The organism is Neptunomonas phycophila (genome assembly GCF_001922575.1).
GTDB lineage: Bacteria > Pseudomonadota > Gammaproteobacteria > Pseudomonadales > Balneatricaceae > Neptunomonas > Neptunomonas phycophila.
The window spans coordinates 220,024-237,965 of record NZ_MRCI01000001.1 but is presented as its reverse complement, the minus strand read 5'-3'; the positions used below and the strand labels follow the sequence as shown (position 1 = coordinate 237,965).

The window sequence follows — 17,942 nt, the reverse complement described above, 5'->3', positions numbered from 1 at the left end:
CTAGGCAAAGAATATTAAAGACACAACTCATCGAGTAATTCGTTAAGCACTGCTGGATCATACTCCGATGTCACAACAGCTTCGCCTATATTTTTTAGTAGTACTAATCGAATCCGACTGTCTAGATTCTTCTTATCTACGGCCATTAACGACATAAAGTCATCTCGGCTCATGTTATCCGGTGGAGTGACCGGCAAAGAAGCTCGTTCAAACATATTAATCGCCCGAGCTACGTCTTGTTCGGATATCCAGCCCAACCGCTCAGACATACGCATAGCCATTATAGTTCCCGCGGCTACTGCTTCCCCATGCAACCAAACCCCATATCCCTGATGAGTCTCGATAGCGTGACCGAAAGTATGCCCCAAATTCAAGATCGCCCGAATACCACCTTCACGTTCGTCTTGAGCAACCACTTGCGCTTTAATTTCGCATGAACGTTTAATGGCCTCAATCAGCACATCTGACTGTTTAGCCATTAATTCATCAAGATGAGCCTCTAGCCAGTTCAGAAACTCCTGATCATAAATCAAGCCGTATTTGATCACTTCCGCCAAACCGGCAGAAAGCTCCCGGGCAGGCAATGTATCGAAAACACTTATATCAATTAACACGGATTGAGGTTGATAAAAGGCCCCAATCATATTTTTGCCAAGCGCATGATTCACACCGGTTTTACCGCCAACAGATGAATCGACTTGAGACAATAACGTGGTAGGCACTTGAATAAAATTAACCCCACGCTGATAGCTCGCTGCCGCATAGCCGGTCATGTCACCTACTACACCGCCACCTAGCGCAATTAACGTCGTTGAGCGGTTATGGCGAGCAGCCAGCAGTCCATCATAAATAAGGTTTAAATGCGTTAAATCTTTGTAAGCTTCACCGTCAGGTAGAATAACCACATCGACTTGATAATCACTCAGGCAAGCCTTCAATGCATCTAAATACAATGGCGCGATAGTGTCGTTTGTCACTATCATCACTTGCTTAGCATGAATGTACGGCTTAATTAACTCAGCGTTGAAGATCTCCTCTCCAATAATGATTGGATATGAGCGCTCACCAAGGTTTACAGACAATGATTGCATGATAACTCCAGTTACCCTGACGGTAACTCAGATAACAAAGAAGCAGAGGATTCGGACTGATTTAACAGCATAACCTGTTTGATAATATCGGAAACTACGCCTTTAGGATGTCGGCGATCAGTTTTAATAATGATATCGCATGTTTCCAAATACAGCGGTTCGCGCAACGCCAACAAGCGTTCTAGGACCGCTCGGGGATTCTCAGCTTGCAGCAAAGGCCTATTTTTATCCTTAGCCGTTCGCTCAAGCTGATGATCAACTGATGTCTTAAGGTAAACCACCGCGCCACGCTTTTTTAGAAACTCACGGTTTGATGCGCGTAAGACGGCACCGCCGCCTGTAGCTAAGACTATATTATTACGCTGTGTGAGCTCATCCATGACATTTTCTTCTCTGTCACGAAAGCCACTTTCACCCTCTACATCGAAGATCCAAGGAATATTAGCTCCCGCACGATCTTCAATGACACGATCAACATCAATAAACGCTAAGTTAAGTTCCTGTGAGAGCAGTCGCCCTATGGTGCTTTTCCCCGATCCCATAGGGCCTACTAAAAAAATGTTCAACTAAATATTACCCAATGATTAACGCGTACTGCCTAGGGACTCTCTGATCAACTTAGGTGTAATAAAGATCAACAATTCTTCTTTGTTGTTCTCTGCCACTGTTTTCTTAAACAGATTACCCAGCACAGGAATATCACCTAACAGTGGTGTTTTATATACATAATCTGAGCGGTTATCTTGATACACACCACCTAAAACAATGGTTTCACCATCTTTTACCACAACAGATGTTTCGAGCTCGTTTGTGTCGATCCCGATTTCACCATTATCCAGCGTTTCACCGATAGAGTCTTTAGTAATCTTCAATTCTAAAGCAATTCTGTCACCTGGGTTTATTTGCGGCGTAACATCTAGACTTAAAACAACGTCTTTAAATTCGATGCTAACCTCACCATCCTCAACCGTTTGGTAAGGCACTTCTTTACCTGATTTAATGTAGGCCGCTTTACCGTTAGTCGTAATTACCTTGGGTTGAGATACGATCTCGATTTTACCTTCGCTCTGCATAGCTGATAATTCAGTTGCCAGTGCAAAACTATTAGTCGCATAACCCAATACTAGTGATGACGTTGTTCCTGAAGCGCCAAGGTCTACGTTAAGCGGCAAATCAGCCCCTGATACTGGGAAATCTTCTACGTAGTAAGCAGATGAATCACCAGAGCCTCCAGCGACAAAATTCCCGTCCTGCAAACCAAAGCCCCAACGAATACCTAGTTCACGGCTATAATCTGCCCGAGCTGTCACCAAGCGTGCCTCAATCATAATCTGTGAAACTTCAGTATCGAACTGGCGTAACGTACGACGAATCTCTTCTAGCTGAGCTGACGTTTCGCGCACCATGAGTCGGTTAGTTTGATCATCAGCAACGATAAAACCACGCTCTGTTACTAACTTGGCATCGTAGATACGCTGACGCATCTCTGACGCTTTGCGAAAGTCGACTTGGATAAAGTCAGTTACTAACGGAGATAATTCCTCAACCTGCTTAAGACTCTCTAATTCGATGCGTTCGCGCTCGGCAATTTGCTCAGCCGGTGCGACTAATAACACATTACCAATTTGGCGCTTATCAAGACCACGTGTTTTAAGGACAATATCTAACGCCTGATCCCATGGAACATGCTTGAGCAACAGAGTGATTTCGCCATCAACCGCATCATCGACCACCAAGTTAAGCTGCGCCACTTCTGCTAAAATCTGCAAAACAGAACGAACACTTACATTCTGGAAGTTAAGATCGATTTTTTCGCCGCTGTAAGGGAATTCGTTCTTTTTAATTTCTTCTTTTTCAGCGCGCGTTAGCGGCTTAAAGTCGACGATTAACTTGCTACCCGTTTGGTATGCCATGTAGTCATACGGTTCAGCACCTGGCTTGATCAAAATTTTAGTATTACGACCAGAAGCCATTGCATCCACAAAAGTAACTGGCGTAGCAAAATCCTGAACATCTATCCGTTGCTGTAACGAATTGGATAAAGAGGCTCCGCTCAAACTAACAACTACGTTATTACCTTCCTCTTCAATATTTAAGCCCGCTTGATCATCCGTCATCGTTACCACAACACGACCAATACCACCGTCTACACGCTGAAAGTCGATACCACTAACACGCGTTTTATCGTCATAAGACTGCTTAACATTTCGTGGGGCAGCTAGCTGGCGCTGAGGTGCTACAGAGGCTCCTGACTTCTCACCAAAAACAATAAATAAACTATTTCCTTCAGCGTAAGTCCGATAATCCGTCATTTGATTTAATGACGTAACTAAACGCAAACGGTCTCCGCCTTGTGCAAAGCTCATCGCGTCCACATCAGCCGTTCGGATATCAATAGACTTGGTACCCAGATCGTTTTCAACACCCCACATATCAAAAATGACACGTGCTGGGCTATCTGTAGTGTAAGCTTTTGGAACCGGAGGTGGCTGGTCAAACTCTAGACGAACCTCTAAGTTTCCTCCTGGTAAAGAAACAAAAGACGTGTCTTTTAACAGCACACTTTGCGCCTGAGCAGTTAATGACAGGAATAAGCTGAAACAGCCAATCAGTGCAGCTAATGCACCTTTCAAAACTTCGCCCTTGGCTCGGGACATTCGTACAACGGTGTAATGCTTCATTCAACTTTCCTTCGGTTATTCCTGCTCAACCAACTCTAAAGTGCGCGGGCGTTGCATCCACCCACCGCGTCCATTCGAAATAATTTCAATAACATCTACACGCTGCTCATTTACAGCGACGACCTTACCAAAGTCTAGTCCGATATAATCCCCGACAGATACACGATGTATTTCGCCATTATCATCTAAGATTAATGACCAAACACTCTTTTGGTCTGTTTTTCCTATTGTCCCTACCATGTGTAAGTCATCAATAGAAAATTGTTCCAAATAGCTTCGTGGCCGATTTTGATCTGGCTCTACCCCATCGCTATCGTCGTATTCGATATCTAATGCGGACTCAATTTTGACCAAAGGAACAAAAGGATCTCGCAAACTAGCGCCTTGATATACAAAGCTATGGTAAGGCTCAAATGTGGGCAATGGTTCAATAGTACCACGTGGTTTGGACTGCACATCAGAAACAAACGATGCTAAGTCCTGCGTATCTTCAACCCAGACGCACCCAGAGGCCACTATGCTGCAAAGTACAGCCACCACTAATGGTTTACTTTTCAGTATCATCATATCGGTATGTCTTCGCTAAAATTTTCATTTCTAGTCCACCTTCAGGCACCGGTGTAATAATAAAGTCATGCAAGGTTACGATACGACGGATAGCGGCAATACCACTAACAAACTGCCCCATCTGATGATAAGTACCACGCACTACAATGTTAATTGGAAGCTCGATATAAAACTGCTCTTTTTTCTCGGGCGCTAATTCAATTAATTTAATGTCTAAACCAGCTGCGCGACCAATATCTGAAATATCTTCAAGAAGGCCTGGTACTTCTTTTTCAGTAGGCAACTGTCGCAAGAGTTCAGAAAACTCTTCCTCTACATCGGCCATTTGTTTACGAAGCGCAGCCAAGTTAGCAACTTGAAACGATTTTCGCTGAAACTCTTGTCGAAGATCTGTTTCTTTGGCCACTTCACGATCCAACTGACCAGCTTTATCACTGATATAGAAATGATTACCGGCAAACAATACCAGAATAAAAAACAGTAAATAGACAATTACCTTTATGCCTATAGGCCAATTACCCGCTGTATTAACATCTAGGTTGTTGGGATCAAAGCCCTGAAAAGCCGCTTTAAATGCCTGCATTATTGCGTCTCCTCAGCTTTAGGTTTTGCCAACAGAACACGCAGATCAAACGAGCGCACACCCGCCTGACTATTTATATCACCAACCTTAGCGAGGTCGGGCTCTCCAAACCAAATTGAGTTATCCATATTTCGCATAAGCTCTGATACATCCTTGTTCTGAGCAACTATACCCTCAATGCGCAACGTATCACCCTTAAGGCCAGTTTCTTTAAAACCGGACTCTTTTCGTTCTACTGCAGTGTAATTAATAGAATCAGGCAAAACCCGCACTAATTCATCAAAATTACGAACAATGATAGGGCGGTTACCTTGCAACTCTTGAATGGCGTTAAGTCGTGCAAGTAAACGCTCTCGTTGAGCTTTCAGCTCTTCGATTTCTTTTAATTTAGCATCTAAGTCAGTTATTTTTCCTTGAAGGTAAGTATTACGCTGTCCCTGACGGTCCATTTGTATGTCGTAATACGTACCGGCTACAAAAACGACGGCCGCGCCAACCAAACAAGCGGCCAATACATTGGTAATAAACTGCTTTTGTCTTGCCGCTGAACGCTCTTCACGCCAGGGGCGAAGGTTAATCTTTGCCATAATTTACGCCCCTATTGATCAAAAGATCGTAATGCCAAACCACACGCTTTAACCAATGCAGGTGTATCTTTTATTAAACGTTCGCGATTAACTTTCGCACCAATATTCATGTCATCAAACGGCTTAGCCAAGGTCACTGACATTGATAGTTCCTCTGTTAGCACGTCACCAATACCATCAATTGACGCAGCTCCGCCACACAGGTAGATCCGCTCTAGCTGGGACTGGACACCCGATGAATAAAAGAACTGAAGTGCACGCGAAACTTGCTGAGCAATCGTAAATCGAAATGGGTAAACCATTATTTCTTTGACTTCATCGCTCACTTCACCCAAACGTAGCGCTTGTTCGACCTCGTCAATAGCCATTCCATATTGATGATGAATACTGGTCGTTAAGTCATTACCACCAAATGACTGCTCACGGTTGTAAATAATTTGACCGTTTCGCACGACATTCAAAGTCAATGTGGCAGCACCTACATCCACTATGGCTACCATATCGTCCGCTTTGAGATTTTCGTTAATCAATATGGGAAACACACGCTCCATGGCGTAGGTATCAACATCTACGATTTCGCACTTTAAACCAGCGGCATTAATGGCATCCTCGCGCTGATCGACATCGTCACGACGACACGCCACCAGCAGGATCTCATTTAAGTCCGGATTATTAGCGGTAGGGCCCACTATTTCGAAATCCAACGCGACCTCATCAAGCGGGTACGGTATGAATTGATCAGCTTCTACTTTCACTTGCTCTTCGAGCTCTATTTCAGTGAAAACATTACTCAACTCAATTTTTTTGATGATGACCGATGAAGAAGGAACCGCGCAAATCGTATTGGCTTGGCGAATCCCACAGATCTTAACGCCTCTTTCGATAGCTTCCGATACGGCATTAATTTCTTGCACATTTCCATCGACCACCGCCGAGGGTGGTAAAGCAACGATTGCGTAGGCATCCAACCCTATTGAGCTGCCATGACGCGAAAGCGCAACCAGCTTAACAGACGAGGACCCAATATCGACTCCAACCCAGCTAGCTGTCTTTTTGCGAAACAAACTGACCACAGATTTTTCCTTTAATCATATAGATTTACGCTCTGTATGCAGACTTTAGCTATAATTTGCACAAAATTAAACTCTAATTCATGTGGAGAGGCTATATTAGCGTCGATATAATGCCCCTCTAACTTTCAACGACCAAGGTCTTTATGCGCGTTCTAACATGGTTTTGCCGTATTACCATCATTTTCATTGTACTTGGATCCATTATCGGAGGTATTGCTGCTTTTGCGCTATACCAACATTTTGTACCGCAATTGCCAGATGTCGAGACTCTGCGTGATACAAAATTCCAAACACCACTAAAAGTACTTTCAAGTGATGGCAAACTCATCGCCGAATTCGGCGAAAAGAAGCGTATCCCCGTTACTTACGAACAAATCCCTGAGCGCTTTGTTCAAGCACTACAGGCAGCAGAAGATAGCCGATTCTTCGAGCACAGTGGCATCGATATAAAGGGGCTAACGCGCGCTGCTGTCCAGCTTGTTTCTACCGGCCGCATACAAAGTGGTGGATCAACCATCACAATGCAAGTAGCCAAAAACTTCTTTCTTTCTCGCGATCGAACATTCGAGCGGAAATTTAATGAGATATTATTAGCGTTGAAAATTGAACGTTCCCTTAGCAAACCGGAAATTTTCGAACTTTATGTTAATAAAATCTATTTAGGCCACCGCTCCTATGGTATCCAATCAGCGGCCAATGTTTATTACGGTAAAAACATTGATGAACTAAATTTAGCACAATTAGCCATGATTGCTGGCTTACCTAAAGCTCCATCTGCCTACAACCCGATTACTAACCCTAGCCGAGCTTTAGAAAGACGCAACTGGATTTTAGGACGCATGAAAGAGCTAGCCTTCATTTCTGAAAGCGAATACGAAGAAGCCGCCAACTCTCCTGTGACCGCCAAGTACCATACGACAGAAATAGAATTATATGCACCCTACATAGCAGAAATGGTCAGGGGTGAGCTATACGAGCAGTATGGTGAAGACTTATACACAGATGGGTTCACCGTTCATACTACCATTGACAGCCAGAAGCAGATTTTTGCTAACCGAGCTGTTCGTGACGGCTTATTAAGCTACGTTAAACGCCACGGTTATCGAGGCCCAGAAAAGAACCACAACATTACTGACCTTTCAAACGCTGAAATCACCCAGCTTTTAAAAGATGAATTGATGTACACGGATCTTGAGCCGGCCATTGTGGTGGCCATCGAAGACAAAACAACCAAAGCCATCAAGAAAGACGGCGAAGAGATCACCATTGAATGGGATGGCCTAAAGTGGGCCAAGCCATTCAAAAGTGTGAATGCCTACGGCTATGACCCCAAAAAGCCTGAAGACGTTGTCGCACTCGGCGACGTTATCCGTGTTTTATACGTAGAAGACCACTGGGAGCTAAGCCAAGTGCCCAAGGTACAAGGTGCCATGGTAGCCATGAAACCGCAAACAGGTGCCATTGAAGCCCTTGTAGGTGGTTTTAGTTTTGCTTACAACAACTTCAACCGAGCCACGCAGGCTTATCGCCAGCCAGGATCTAACTTTAAACCCTTTATTTATGCTGCTGCGCTCGAAAACGGCTACACACCTGCATCCGTCATCAATGATGCTCCCATCGTCCTAGATAGCACTAACATGGACAATTCTTGGAGACCCGAAAACTCAGGACGCAGCTTTGCTGGGCCCACACGCTTGCGTGTTGGCCTCTACCGTTCCCGCAATTTAGTATCTATTCGACTACTTCGCGCACTTGGCATAGGAACAGCGATCGAATACCTAGGCCGATTCGGGTTTGATACCACTAAGCTCCCACATAACCTTTCTCTGTCGCTAGGAAGCGCAGATGTCACACCATTAGAGCTAATTACGGGCTACGCCGCTTTTGCTAACGGAGGCTACAAAGTCACGCCTAACTTTATTAAAAAAATAGAGGATGGTTACGGTAACACTGTCTTTGAAGCGAATTACCCGATTGTTTGTTCAGACTGTTCCGACGAGCAAACCACCAAAGCACCACGAATTATGGACAGCCGTGCTAACTATCTGCTTTATACTATTTTGCAGGATGTTATTCGACGCGGCACAGCAACCGCAGCCCGTGTACTGAAGCGAAACGACCTAGCAGGAAAAACAGGCACCACCAACGACCAAAAAGATGCTTGGTTTACAGGTTACAACCGCGAATTAGTGGCGACAGCTTGGGTGGGCTACGATCAACCTAGCACGCTAGGTAAACGTGAATACGGTGGCACGGCTGCATTACCGCTATGGATCAACTTCATGCGTGATGCCCTTAAAGACACCCCTGAAGCGCCCGTGCTCAAGCCTGGTGGCATCATACAACTGCGCATCGACGCCGCCACAGGCATGAGAGCATCGGCGGGTTCGGGCAATACCATTTATGAATACTTTAGCTCTGACAAAACACCGGGATATGGTGCTAGCGCAGGCTACAGCGGTGGAAAATCTACCGAAGACATTTTCTAAACGCAAAATAACAAAAAGCCCGGCTAGCCGGGCTTTTTACTGTCTACTACTAAAAAAACATACGGTTTATTTTAGTAACGCATCCACCGTTGTAAGCGGATAATGAGCTGGTAATGGCAAACGAGCCACACCCGTGTCGATTGCGGCTTGTGCAACAGCCATAGACAACGCACCAAACAAACGCTCATCAGTTGGCTTAGGAATAATGTATTGCGGACCAAAAGACAGAGACTCTAGTCCGTAAGCGTCCAAGACGGCTTGCGGCACAGGCTCTTTAGCCAAATCAGCTAATGCACGAACAGCTGCAGCTTTCATTTCTTCATTAATCGCTGAAGCACGCACATCCAATGCACCACGGAAGATGAATGGGAAGCCAAGTACGTTATTTACCTGATTAGGGAAGTCAGAACGGCCTGTTGCCATAATGACATCATCTCGCGTTGAGTGAGCAAGATCTGGATGAATTTCTGGATCAGGGTTTGCACAAGCAAACACGACCGGAGAAGCCGCCATCTTTTTCAGCTGATCGGCAGACAACAAGTTCGGCCCAGACAAACCAACAAATACGTCGGCACCATCAATGGCATCATCCAAAGTACGCTTATCAGTTTCCGTTGCAAAGATAGCTTTCTCAGTTGAAAGATCTTCACGTCCAGAGTGAATAACACCCTTACGGTCTAACATGAAAATATTTTCAACTTTAGCACCCATATTCAGCAACAGCTTCATACAAGCAACTGCCGCTGCACCAGCACCTAGCGTAACAATAGTCGCTTCTTCAAGCTTTTTGCCAGCTACTTCTAGCGCATTAATCATACCTGCCGCGGTAACAATTGCTGTACCGTGCTGGTCATCATGGAAAACAGGGATATTACAACGCTCAATCAGAGCACGCTCAATTTCGAAGCATTCAGGCGCCTTGATATCTTCCAAGTTAATGCCACCAAATGTTTCAGCAATACGTGCAACCGTATCAATGAAAGCCTGCGGGCTTTCAGCGTCCACTTCGATATCAATTGAATCAATACCGGCAAACTTTTTAAACAGAAGTGATTTACCTTCCATTACAGGCTTAGAAGCCAAAGGCCCTAGATCACCTAACCCCAGAATCGCAGAACCGTTTGAGATCACGGCTACCAGGTTGCCTTTCGCTGTGTAGCGATAAGCATTATCAGGATCTTTAGCTATTTCACGCACTGGCTCGGCAACACCCGGGCTGTAGGCAAGAGAAAGATCACGCGCAGTGGCAGCTGGAGTTGACAGCTCAACACTAATTTTACCTGGACGAGGGAATTCATGGTAATCCAGCGCCGCTTTTTTTAGATCTTCAGACATGGTCGCTATTCCAATTTTTATACAAAAGACGGACGAACAATCATATAGAAAAGGGAATATTTGAACAACTATATCTCATGCTGCATCGCCCGCCAGAGCGACTATTTATGCCTGTTTCGAGCGACTATAAGACTTTGATGTTGGCTATATTATTCAAATGAAGTACATATAAAGCAGTAAAATCGTCGTAACGAAAGCGTTTCTTATTTACCCAGCCTCGCACTTCTAACGACCGACCTATACGCAAAGGCATCGAAGGTTTGGGCTTTATCATCAGAACAATAGAATCATCAATGACGACCGCATCAGCCGTTTTAAAATGAAAAACGCGTGTTATTTTTCCTGTGATTAATTGAAATCCGGCTGACTTGATATTTAAGGCACGCGACACAACCGACTTACTTGACCAAACTCCCACGCGGGCCTTTCTCGCGAGCGTTTCAGCACGAGCATAACATTGCTGCTTTTCATCATTCGGGGCGACGGTCACCGCATAAGCTAACCCTTTCTTGATTAACGCCTCGCCTAGGTCTTCACCATTGCCTGATACAAGATACCCCAAAGTCCGCCCGTAATTGTCTTTTGCGTCTTGAGCCACTTGTAAATATACAGGTGCGTTTTGATCAATCCAGTGGCGGGTAAAAACGGTTGCTTGCGCCGCAACCTCTGATATAACGAGATTAGTGCTATCCAATTCAGGCGTATTAATACCTGCCAGCCTTACTTTTTGCCGTTGGGCTATTTTGACAGTATCGCCATCGTATACATAAGAGACCTCAACCAACTTATTTGCCAGTACGGGCCCACACCCCAAAGCACTCGCCTTTGCGGGCAGTACGACTACAGACACAAAAAAGGCACTCATAAAGAGTGCCTTTTTTATCAAATCAGTTCGCATTAAATTATGCGTCTTTCTTAGTACCAACAGCACCGAAACGCTTGTTGAAGCGATCAATACGACCACCTGTAGTAGCGTCTTTTTGCTTACCAGTAAAGAATGGGTGGCACTGGCTGCATACGTCAACGTGCATGCTTTCGCTTGCTGTAGATTTAATGTCCATAGTATTGCCACATGAACAAGAAATAGAAATGCTACCGTAATTCGGATGAATGTCCGCTCTCATGTTAACCTCGAGTATGTTTTTGCACCGCCACCTGATCTTTTGCCAGGCACCGTACAAAGATTAAGCTGATCAAAAAATCAACTATGGGGAATTAGCGCGGCATTATAGTGCCGCGCGACGACAACTGCAACCCGTGAACTCATACTTAAAAAACCTTACACTGAGCCCTCTGTGCTCACCAATGGCAATCACGTTACATGAATAAACTGCTGCGCGTTGCAATCCCTTCGCCCTTACGAAGGCTCTTTGATTATTTACCTCCTTGCGGCTCCGAAACGAGCACGGAGAGTGTGACTTTAGACAGCAGTCACGCCTATTCTACAAATTCAGGCATTGGCAGACGTGTAAAAGTTCCTTTTGGGCGCCGAGAATTAATAGGTGTTGTATTAGATGAAGTCACTGAAACTGACGTCCCACGCAATAAACTAAAACCCATCAACGAATTTATTGATGATGAGCCTTTACTCCCAAGCTACATGCTGGAGCTTGTTCTATGGGCTGCTGACTACTACCAACACCCCGTTGGCGATGCGGTTTTACACGCCCTCCCCGCTTTACTCCGCAAAGGAAGCTCGACTGATAGCGCTCATCATTATGTTTGGCAAATCACGCCTCATGCCAATATTGAACAACTCGCTAAAAACGCTAGCAAACTTCGTAATAGCTTCCAAATTATTGCGGATCATCCTGCTGGTATCAGTCGTGAAGCGTTTCGGGCAGAAGGAGGCGACAGCCAAGCACTGAAAGCATTATTTAATAAAGGCCTGATCAGAGAGCAACTGCAAGAAAGCACACCGCCCGTATCCAACCCTCTCAAGGAAGCGCCTCTAACACTCAATCCTGAACAAGCACTCGTGGTAAAACACTTACAAAACGCCCCTCACTTCAGCCCAATTCTGCTGGACGGCATCACTGGCTCAGGTAAAACCGAGGTCTATTTACAAGCCATTACTAACGTTCTCAATGCTGGACAACAAGCCCTTGTGCTCGTACCAGAAATAGGACTAACACCCCAAACAGTACAACGATTCAAACAGCGATTTAATGTCCCTATCCGTATTTTGCACTCAAACTTAACCGACAAACAGCGTCTAGAAGCCTGGTTAGATGCGCGTGATGGTCGGGCTAAAATTATTATTGGGACACGCTCAGCAATATTTACCCCTTTGCAGAACCCCGGCATTATTATCATTGACGAAGAGCACGACGGCTCTTTCAAACAGCAAGAAGGCTTTCGTTATTCAGCCAGAGATTTATCAGTAGTGCGCGCGCATGCTGAAAACATCCCGGTAATTTTAGGGAGCGCTACCCCATCGTTAGAGACTCTGCACAACTGCCAATCAGGCCGCTATCGTCACTTTACCTTGCGCCAACGTGCTGGTAACGCCAAAGCGCCTGAGTTTAAGCTACTAGATATTCGCGGCGCTCGGCTCCACAACGGTCTTAGTGATGTGTTAATAGAGCACATAAAAGCTCATATAGAGCAAGGCACGCAGGTACTGGTCTTCATTAACCGGCGTGGTTTTGCGCCCAGTTTAAGCTGCCATGATTGTGGATGGATTGCCGAGTGTCGCCGCTGCGATGCCCGTATGACCCTGCATTACAACCCAGCTCACTTACACTGCCACCATTGCGACAGCCAACGCCCCATTCCCGCCCGTTGCGACCAATGTGGTAGCGATGCAATAAAACCACAAGGGGCCGGTACAGAGCGCACCGAACAAACACTCCAAAGCCTCTTTCCTAACACCTCAGTATTGCGCATTGATCGTGATAGTACTTCACGAAAAGGCTCACTTGATAAGCTGATGGAGCAAGTTCACAGCGGGGAGCCATGCATATTAGTAGGCACTCAAATGCTAGCAAAGGGGCACCATTTCCCCAGAGTCACTCTGGTCGCTATATTAGATGCAGACGGTGGTTTATTTAGTACCGACTTTAGAGGCATGGAACGAACCGCCCAACTCATAACCCAAGTAGCTGGGCGTGCTGGGCGCGCGGACCATCCTGGCACTGTATTTTTACAAACGCTGCACGCAGATCATCCACTGCTCACCAATCTAGCCCTTGCAGGCTACGAAGCGTTTGCGGCTGCTGAATTAACGCTTCGCAAACAGTATCAGCTTGCGCCCTTTCGCTTTATCGCCATTGTACGCGCTGAATCCCAAAAACCAGGCACTGCAGAAAGCTTTTTACAATCCTTACGGGAAGCTATAGCGCCCTCATTTGGGGGTATTGATTGGCAAGGCCCTTTCCCATCACCTATGGAGAAGAAAGCGGGCGTATTTCGCTCCCAACTGCTCTTAAGCTGCCCGTCCCGAATTCACCTGCAAAACTGCTTATCTCATCTATGCTTAGTAAGCGATGAGCACCCAAGCCATTCTAAAGTACGCTGGTCCGTTGATGTTGACCCATATGACCTTTATTAACTAATCATTAACAAATTAGCCTAATGATCTAGTACTAAAGGCCGACAACACGCTCATCTACCACCCAAAATTTCAGCTTTCGTTATGGTGTAAAAGCAGATGAACATAGTTAAAAAAATAATACTAGGCTTTAGCATATTGGCCATTACCATTCTTGTGGTGGGTATTGGAGGCATAACGGGGATTAATAAAATCAACCAACAGCTCCAAGTTGTCTCGGAAGATTCAATCCCTAAGCTCGTGGGCAGTTACCAGCAAATACTATCACTTAATAACGCGAACCAAGCCCTGCTACAGTTTCTCAACAGCGGGGCTGAAGATTTCCAAACACACATCGACAGCTTTGATCAAAGCTACGAGCAGTTCCATCAAGAAATAGAGCAGCTGCAGGCGCAAACCTCAGAAGGCTCACCGATCAACACGGCATTAGTCGATGCCAAAACTTCCGCAGAGCAATACCATGAAGCGGCTAAAATACTAAAACGGTTACATGCTGAAGGCATTTTAATCGATACCTCTATGGTGAGCGAAGGCCAATTATTCCAATCTCAAATTGACTCATTAGCTCGCTGGGGACAACGCTATATCAGCTCAGGACGAGCATCGCCCACCGCCATTTCTGAGTACCAAGGGCTTAATAAGGTAATTAATAACATTCGCCTGAATATTCGTATTTACGAAAAAACTGGCGACCTTGGTAACCTCAAAAAATCCATGGGTGAGCTAAAAGGAAAAATGTTATCAAGCTATAAAAGCTTCCTGCAACAGGACCCCAAAGCTTCCCGTATAGAGGGGGTTATTACTGGGCTCGCTGACGCACTCAAGGAAGATACGGGCCTGTTAGGCGCTTATATCAATAAAAACAATAATCAACACAAGCGCAACGAAACATTAGCAATCGCCAAAACACATCAAGACACAGCAGAGGCATCGCTCAACAACGTTCTTTCTATCGGCTTAGCCAATACACAAGCAGCACAAGCTACCGCTGCCAGCGCAATCATTACTAGCAAATCGTTGATTATTGGCTTGAGCATCATTGGTTTGCTCATTGCCGGTTTGGTGGGCTGGATTATTTTGTTAACCATCCGCAAACCACTCGCTAAAATCCAGCATCAATTGGGCGAACTAAGCCAAGGCAACCTGACGGTGGAGTTTGATCAACGTCGTAAAGATGAGTTTGGATTACTATCGGCCGACTTAAATACCGTGACGAATAGTTTGAGAGATATCCTCAAGCAAATGCTAAAAAATTCACAAGAACTATCGCAAGTTGCGTCTGAAAATGAGCGCATCAGTTTATCCACGACCAAGTCGATGGATCAACAGAGCGCGCAACTCGAACAGACTTCAGCGGCCGCTACCGAATTAGAGCATTCAGTCGAGGAGGTTTCTCAGCACTCCGACGCCACGCTAGAAAGTGTTCAAAAGTGCGATGACCTCGGCCGCGACGCCCACAAGAAGATGGAACAAACGCACAACAGCATTACATCTCAATCGCAAGTTATCCAATCTGCAATGAATGCGTCAACCGAGTTGGCGGCAGATGGCAAGAAGATTGATAGCATTCTCGAAACGATTAACACCATCGCCGAGCAAACCAACTTATTAGCACTCAACGCCGCTATTGAAGCGGCACGCGCAGGAGATCACGGACGTGGGTTTGCCGTTGTAGCCGACGAGGTACGCCAACTAGCGAGCCGCACGCAAAATTCTACCGTAGAAATCCAGTCCATGGTCAGTAACATGCAGCACCGCATTAGTAGTGTTGTTACCAGCATGCAAGACAGCCATGATCAAGCCGCACGCTGTGTGGACTACGCGCGCTCATCTAATGATGCCTTGCAGGCCATGCAAGCCGCTATCCACAGTATTCGCCAAATGAATACACAGATAGCAGCGGCGTCTACCGAACAAACGCATGCAGTACAGGAAGTAAGCCGTACATTGGTTGCTATTAATGCGGCATCGACAGAAACAGCCAAAGGCGCCAACCACGCTTCCGAGAGCAGCTCTGGACTACTTCGTATCGCCGAAGCGCAACGCGCATTAATCCAACGCTTTAGAACCTAAATACGAAAGCTTAAAAAAACAGGCAATCTGTTGTGGCAAGGGGTTAACATCCCCGCCACAACAGAGGATAATACTCGGTTCTTTAACGACACTCGTTACAATCTTTCGAACCGACCGGTGATTTAAAGTCAATGAAACAGCAGATTGCAGATCTGATCAGCGTCGCCTTAGACACTTTGATCAAGAACGGCGTATTAGCCGACGATATCCAGCCTAACATCATGGTTGAAAACACACGCGACAAAGCTCACGGTGATTTTGCCAGCAACATCGCACTGACTTTAGCAAAACCGGCACGACGAAACCCGCGTGAGCTAGCTCAACAGCTAATTGATGCCTTACCCGCTTCGGACAGCCTTGTAAAAACAGAAATTGCAGGGCCAGGCTTTATTAACTTTTTCGTAAGCCAAGCCTCAACAGCCGCCGTCATCAATACCATTTTAGAGCAAAAAGCGGAATTTGGTCGCGGCCTTGCTAAGCAGGATGAGCGCGTTCAGGTAGAGTTCGTATCCGCCAACCCAACCGGTCCCCTCCATGTGGGTCACGGGCGCGGAGCCGCTTATGGGGCGTCAGTAGCTGATTTACTTGAAGCCGCCGGGGTCCCGGTAGAGCGAGAGTACTATGTGAATGATGCGGGTCGCCAAATGAATATTCTAGGGACCAGTGTCTGGTTGCGTTACTTAGAAAAACAAGGCGAAGCCGTAACCTTTCCAAGCAATGGTTATAAAGGCGAATATATTTTCGATATTGCGCAAAGCATCATTGATAGCGATGGTGATAAGTACGTACATGCGATCTCCACTGTCATGGCTGACATACCGGCGGATGAGCCCCAAGGTGGCGACAAAGAAACACATATAGACGCGCTTATCGAACGCGCACAAGCACTGCTTGGAGAGCAGGGTTATGCCGTATTTTTTGATGCCGCATTAAACTCTATCCTCAGTGATATTCGCGATGACCTCGCCGACTTTGGCGTCACCTATCAAGAGTGGTTTTCAGAACGCAGCTTAGCTGTGCACGGCGATGTTGATAGCGCCTTAGAAACACTTGATAAGAATGGCTACTTGTTCGAAGAAGATGGCAACCTTTGGTTCCGCTCTACTGAGTTTGGTGATGACAAAGACCGTGTTGTTCGTCGCGCCAACGGGCAAACCACTTACTTCGCATCAGATATTGCCTATCTTAAAAACAAATTTGAGCGAGGCTTCGACAAAGTCCTTTATATTTGGGGATCAGACCATCACGGCTATATTGCCCGCATGAAAGCCGCTTGCGAAGCGCTTGGTTATAACCCAGATCGTTTGCTAGTACGCCTAGTGCAATTTGCCATTTTATACCGCGGCACAGAGCGCGTTCAGATGTCGACGCGCTCTGGCTCCTTTGTGACCTTACGCGAGCTTCGTGAAGAAGTGGGTAAAGATGCTTGTCGCTTCTTCTATGTGGCTCGTAAAGCTGACCAGCATATGGACTTTGATCTAGAGCTGGCTAAATCGTCATCTAAAGACAACCCTGTGTATTACATCCAGTACGCTCACGCGCGTGTATGCTCTGTCATGCGCAAACTCGAAGAAGCAGGCTGGAGCTGGGACAAAGAAGCAGGTTTGGAGCACTTAGCCAAATTGGATACCGAGTCCGAAAAAGACTTAATTGTTAAATTATCCAAGTACCCTGAAGTCTTAACTAATGCCGCCGTTAACTATGAACCACATGCGCTGGCTAACTACCTACGTGAACTAGCCAATGATTTCCATGCTTACTATAACGCTAACAAAATGCTGATTGATGATGCAGATATGCGTAACGCACGTGTCACACTGAGCGAAGCCACCCGTCAGGTTATCAATAATGGCCTTACGTTATTAGGTGTTAGCGCCCCTGAGCAGATGTAAGCGATAGATTGTAAGCAA

14 protein-coding genes are annotated in these 17,942 nt (G+C 45.9%); 4 read left to right on the top strand and 10 right to left on the bottom strand.

Features of this window, described 5'->3' with window-relative positions; genetic code table 11:
• Positions 1-14 precede the first annotated feature (14 nt).
• The 7 genes from aroB to pilM are packed head-to-tail and all read right to left on the bottom strand — an operon-like array spanning position 15 to position 6,582.
• Complete coding sequence (aroB, locus tag BS617_RS01095; protein WP_075171083.1) at positions 15-1,091, bottom strand: 3-dehydroquinate synthase; 1,077 nt, start codon at positions 1,089-1,091, stop codon at positions 15-17.
• Positions 1,092-1,102: 11 nt separating this feature from the next.
• Entirely contained in the window at positions 1,103-1,657 is a 555-nt protein-coding gene (aroK, locus tag BS617_RS01090) for a shikimate kinase AroK (protein WP_281363044.1), read from the bottom strand.
• Between the two features lie 18 nt (positions 1,658-1,675).
• The gene (locus BS617_RS01085; RefSeq protein WP_075171082.1) at positions 1,676-3,772 is read right to left on the bottom strand and encodes a type IV pilus secretin PilQ; all 2,097 of its coding nucleotides are present in this window, start codon (positions 3,770-3,772) and stop codon (positions 1,676-1,678) included.
• Between the two features lie 15 nt (positions 3,773-3,787).
• Positions 3,788-4,339: a pilus assembly protein PilP gene (locus BS617_RS01080; RefSeq protein ID WP_246283307.1), complete on the bottom strand. Its 552-nt coding sequence runs from the start codon at positions 4,337-4,339 to the stop codon at positions 3,788-3,790.
• A complete protein-coding gene (locus BS617_RS01075; RefSeq protein ID WP_075171081.1) occupies positions 4,320-4,922 on the bottom strand; it encodes a type IV pilus inner membrane component PilO in 603 nt (200 codons plus the stop codon). Before BS617_RS01075 ends, BS617_RS01080 begins: the two co-directional genes overlap by 20 nt.
• Positions 4,922-5,509 (bottom strand): PilN domain-containing protein, encoded by a 588-nt coding sequence (locus BS617_RS01070; protein WP_075171080.1) that lies wholly within the window; start codon positions 5,507-5,509, stop codon positions 4,922-4,924. The genes BS617_RS01075 and BS617_RS01070 overlap by 1 nt, the downstream gene beginning before the upstream one ends.
• A gap of 11 nt (positions 5,510-5,520) precedes the next feature.
• On the bottom strand, positions 5,521-6,582 hold the full coding sequence (gene pilM / locus BS617_RS01065) for a type IV pilus assembly protein PilM (RefSeq protein WP_075171079.1): 1,062 nt from the start codon (positions 6,580-6,582) through the stop codon (positions 5,521-5,523).
• Between the two features lie 143 nt (positions 6,583-6,725).
• Between pilM and BS617_RS01060 the strand changes: the two genes are divergently transcribed.
• Positions 6,726-9,071, top strand: a complete 2,346-nt coding sequence (locus tag BS617_RS01060; protein WP_075171078.1) for a penicillin-binding protein 1A — start codon at positions 6,726-6,728, stop codon at positions 9,069-9,071.
• A 66-nt stretch (positions 9,072-9,137) separates the two neighbouring features.
• On the opposite strand, the gene BS617_RS01055 is transcribed toward BS617_RS01060, so the two are convergent.
• The 3 genes from BS617_RS01055 to rpmE all read right to left on the bottom strand — a co-directional run bounded on the left by BS617_RS01055 (position 9,138) and on the right by rpmE (position 11,530).
• The gene (locus tag BS617_RS01055) at positions 9,138-10,406 is read right to left on the bottom strand and encodes a malic enzyme-like NAD(P)-binding protein (RefSeq protein WP_075171077.1); all 1,269 of its coding nucleotides are present in this window, start codon (positions 10,404-10,406) and stop codon (positions 9,138-9,140) included.
• A 124-nt stretch (positions 10,407-10,530) separates the two neighbouring features.
• On the bottom strand, positions 10,531-11,271 hold the full coding sequence (locus BS617_RS01050) for a thermonuclease family protein (RefSeq protein ID WP_075171076.1): 741 nt from the start codon (positions 11,269-11,271) through the stop codon (positions 10,531-10,533).
• A 37-nt stretch (positions 11,272-11,308) separates the two neighbouring features.
• Entirely contained in the window at positions 11,309-11,530 is a 222-nt protein-coding gene (rpmE, locus tag BS617_RS01045) for a 50S ribosomal protein L31 (protein WP_075171075.1), read from the bottom strand.
• 197 nt (positions 11,531-11,727) lie between these two features.
• Here rpmE and BS617_RS01040 point away from each other — a divergent pair, with 197 nt between their 5' ends.
• The 3 genes from BS617_RS01040 to argS all read left to right on the top strand — a co-directional run bounded on the left by BS617_RS01040 (position 11,728) and on the right by argS (position 17,924).
• Positions 11,728-13,959, top strand: coding sequence for a primosomal protein N' (locus tag BS617_RS01040; protein WP_075171074.1), 2,232 nt, complete (start codon positions 11,728-11,730; stop codon positions 13,957-13,959).
• Between the two features lie 99 nt (positions 13,960-14,058).
• Complete coding sequence (locus BS617_RS01035; RefSeq protein ID WP_075171073.1) at positions 14,059-16,032, top strand: HAMP domain-containing methyl-accepting chemotaxis protein; 1,974 nt, start codon at positions 14,059-14,061, stop codon at positions 16,030-16,032.
• A 131-nt stretch (positions 16,033-16,163) separates the two neighbouring features.
• On the top strand, positions 16,164-17,924 hold the full coding sequence (gene argS / locus BS617_RS01030) for an arginine--tRNA ligase (RefSeq protein ID WP_075171072.1): 1,761 nt from the start codon (positions 16,164-16,166) through the stop codon (positions 17,922-17,924).
• The last annotated feature ends 18 nt before the right edge of the window (positions 17,925-17,942 follow it).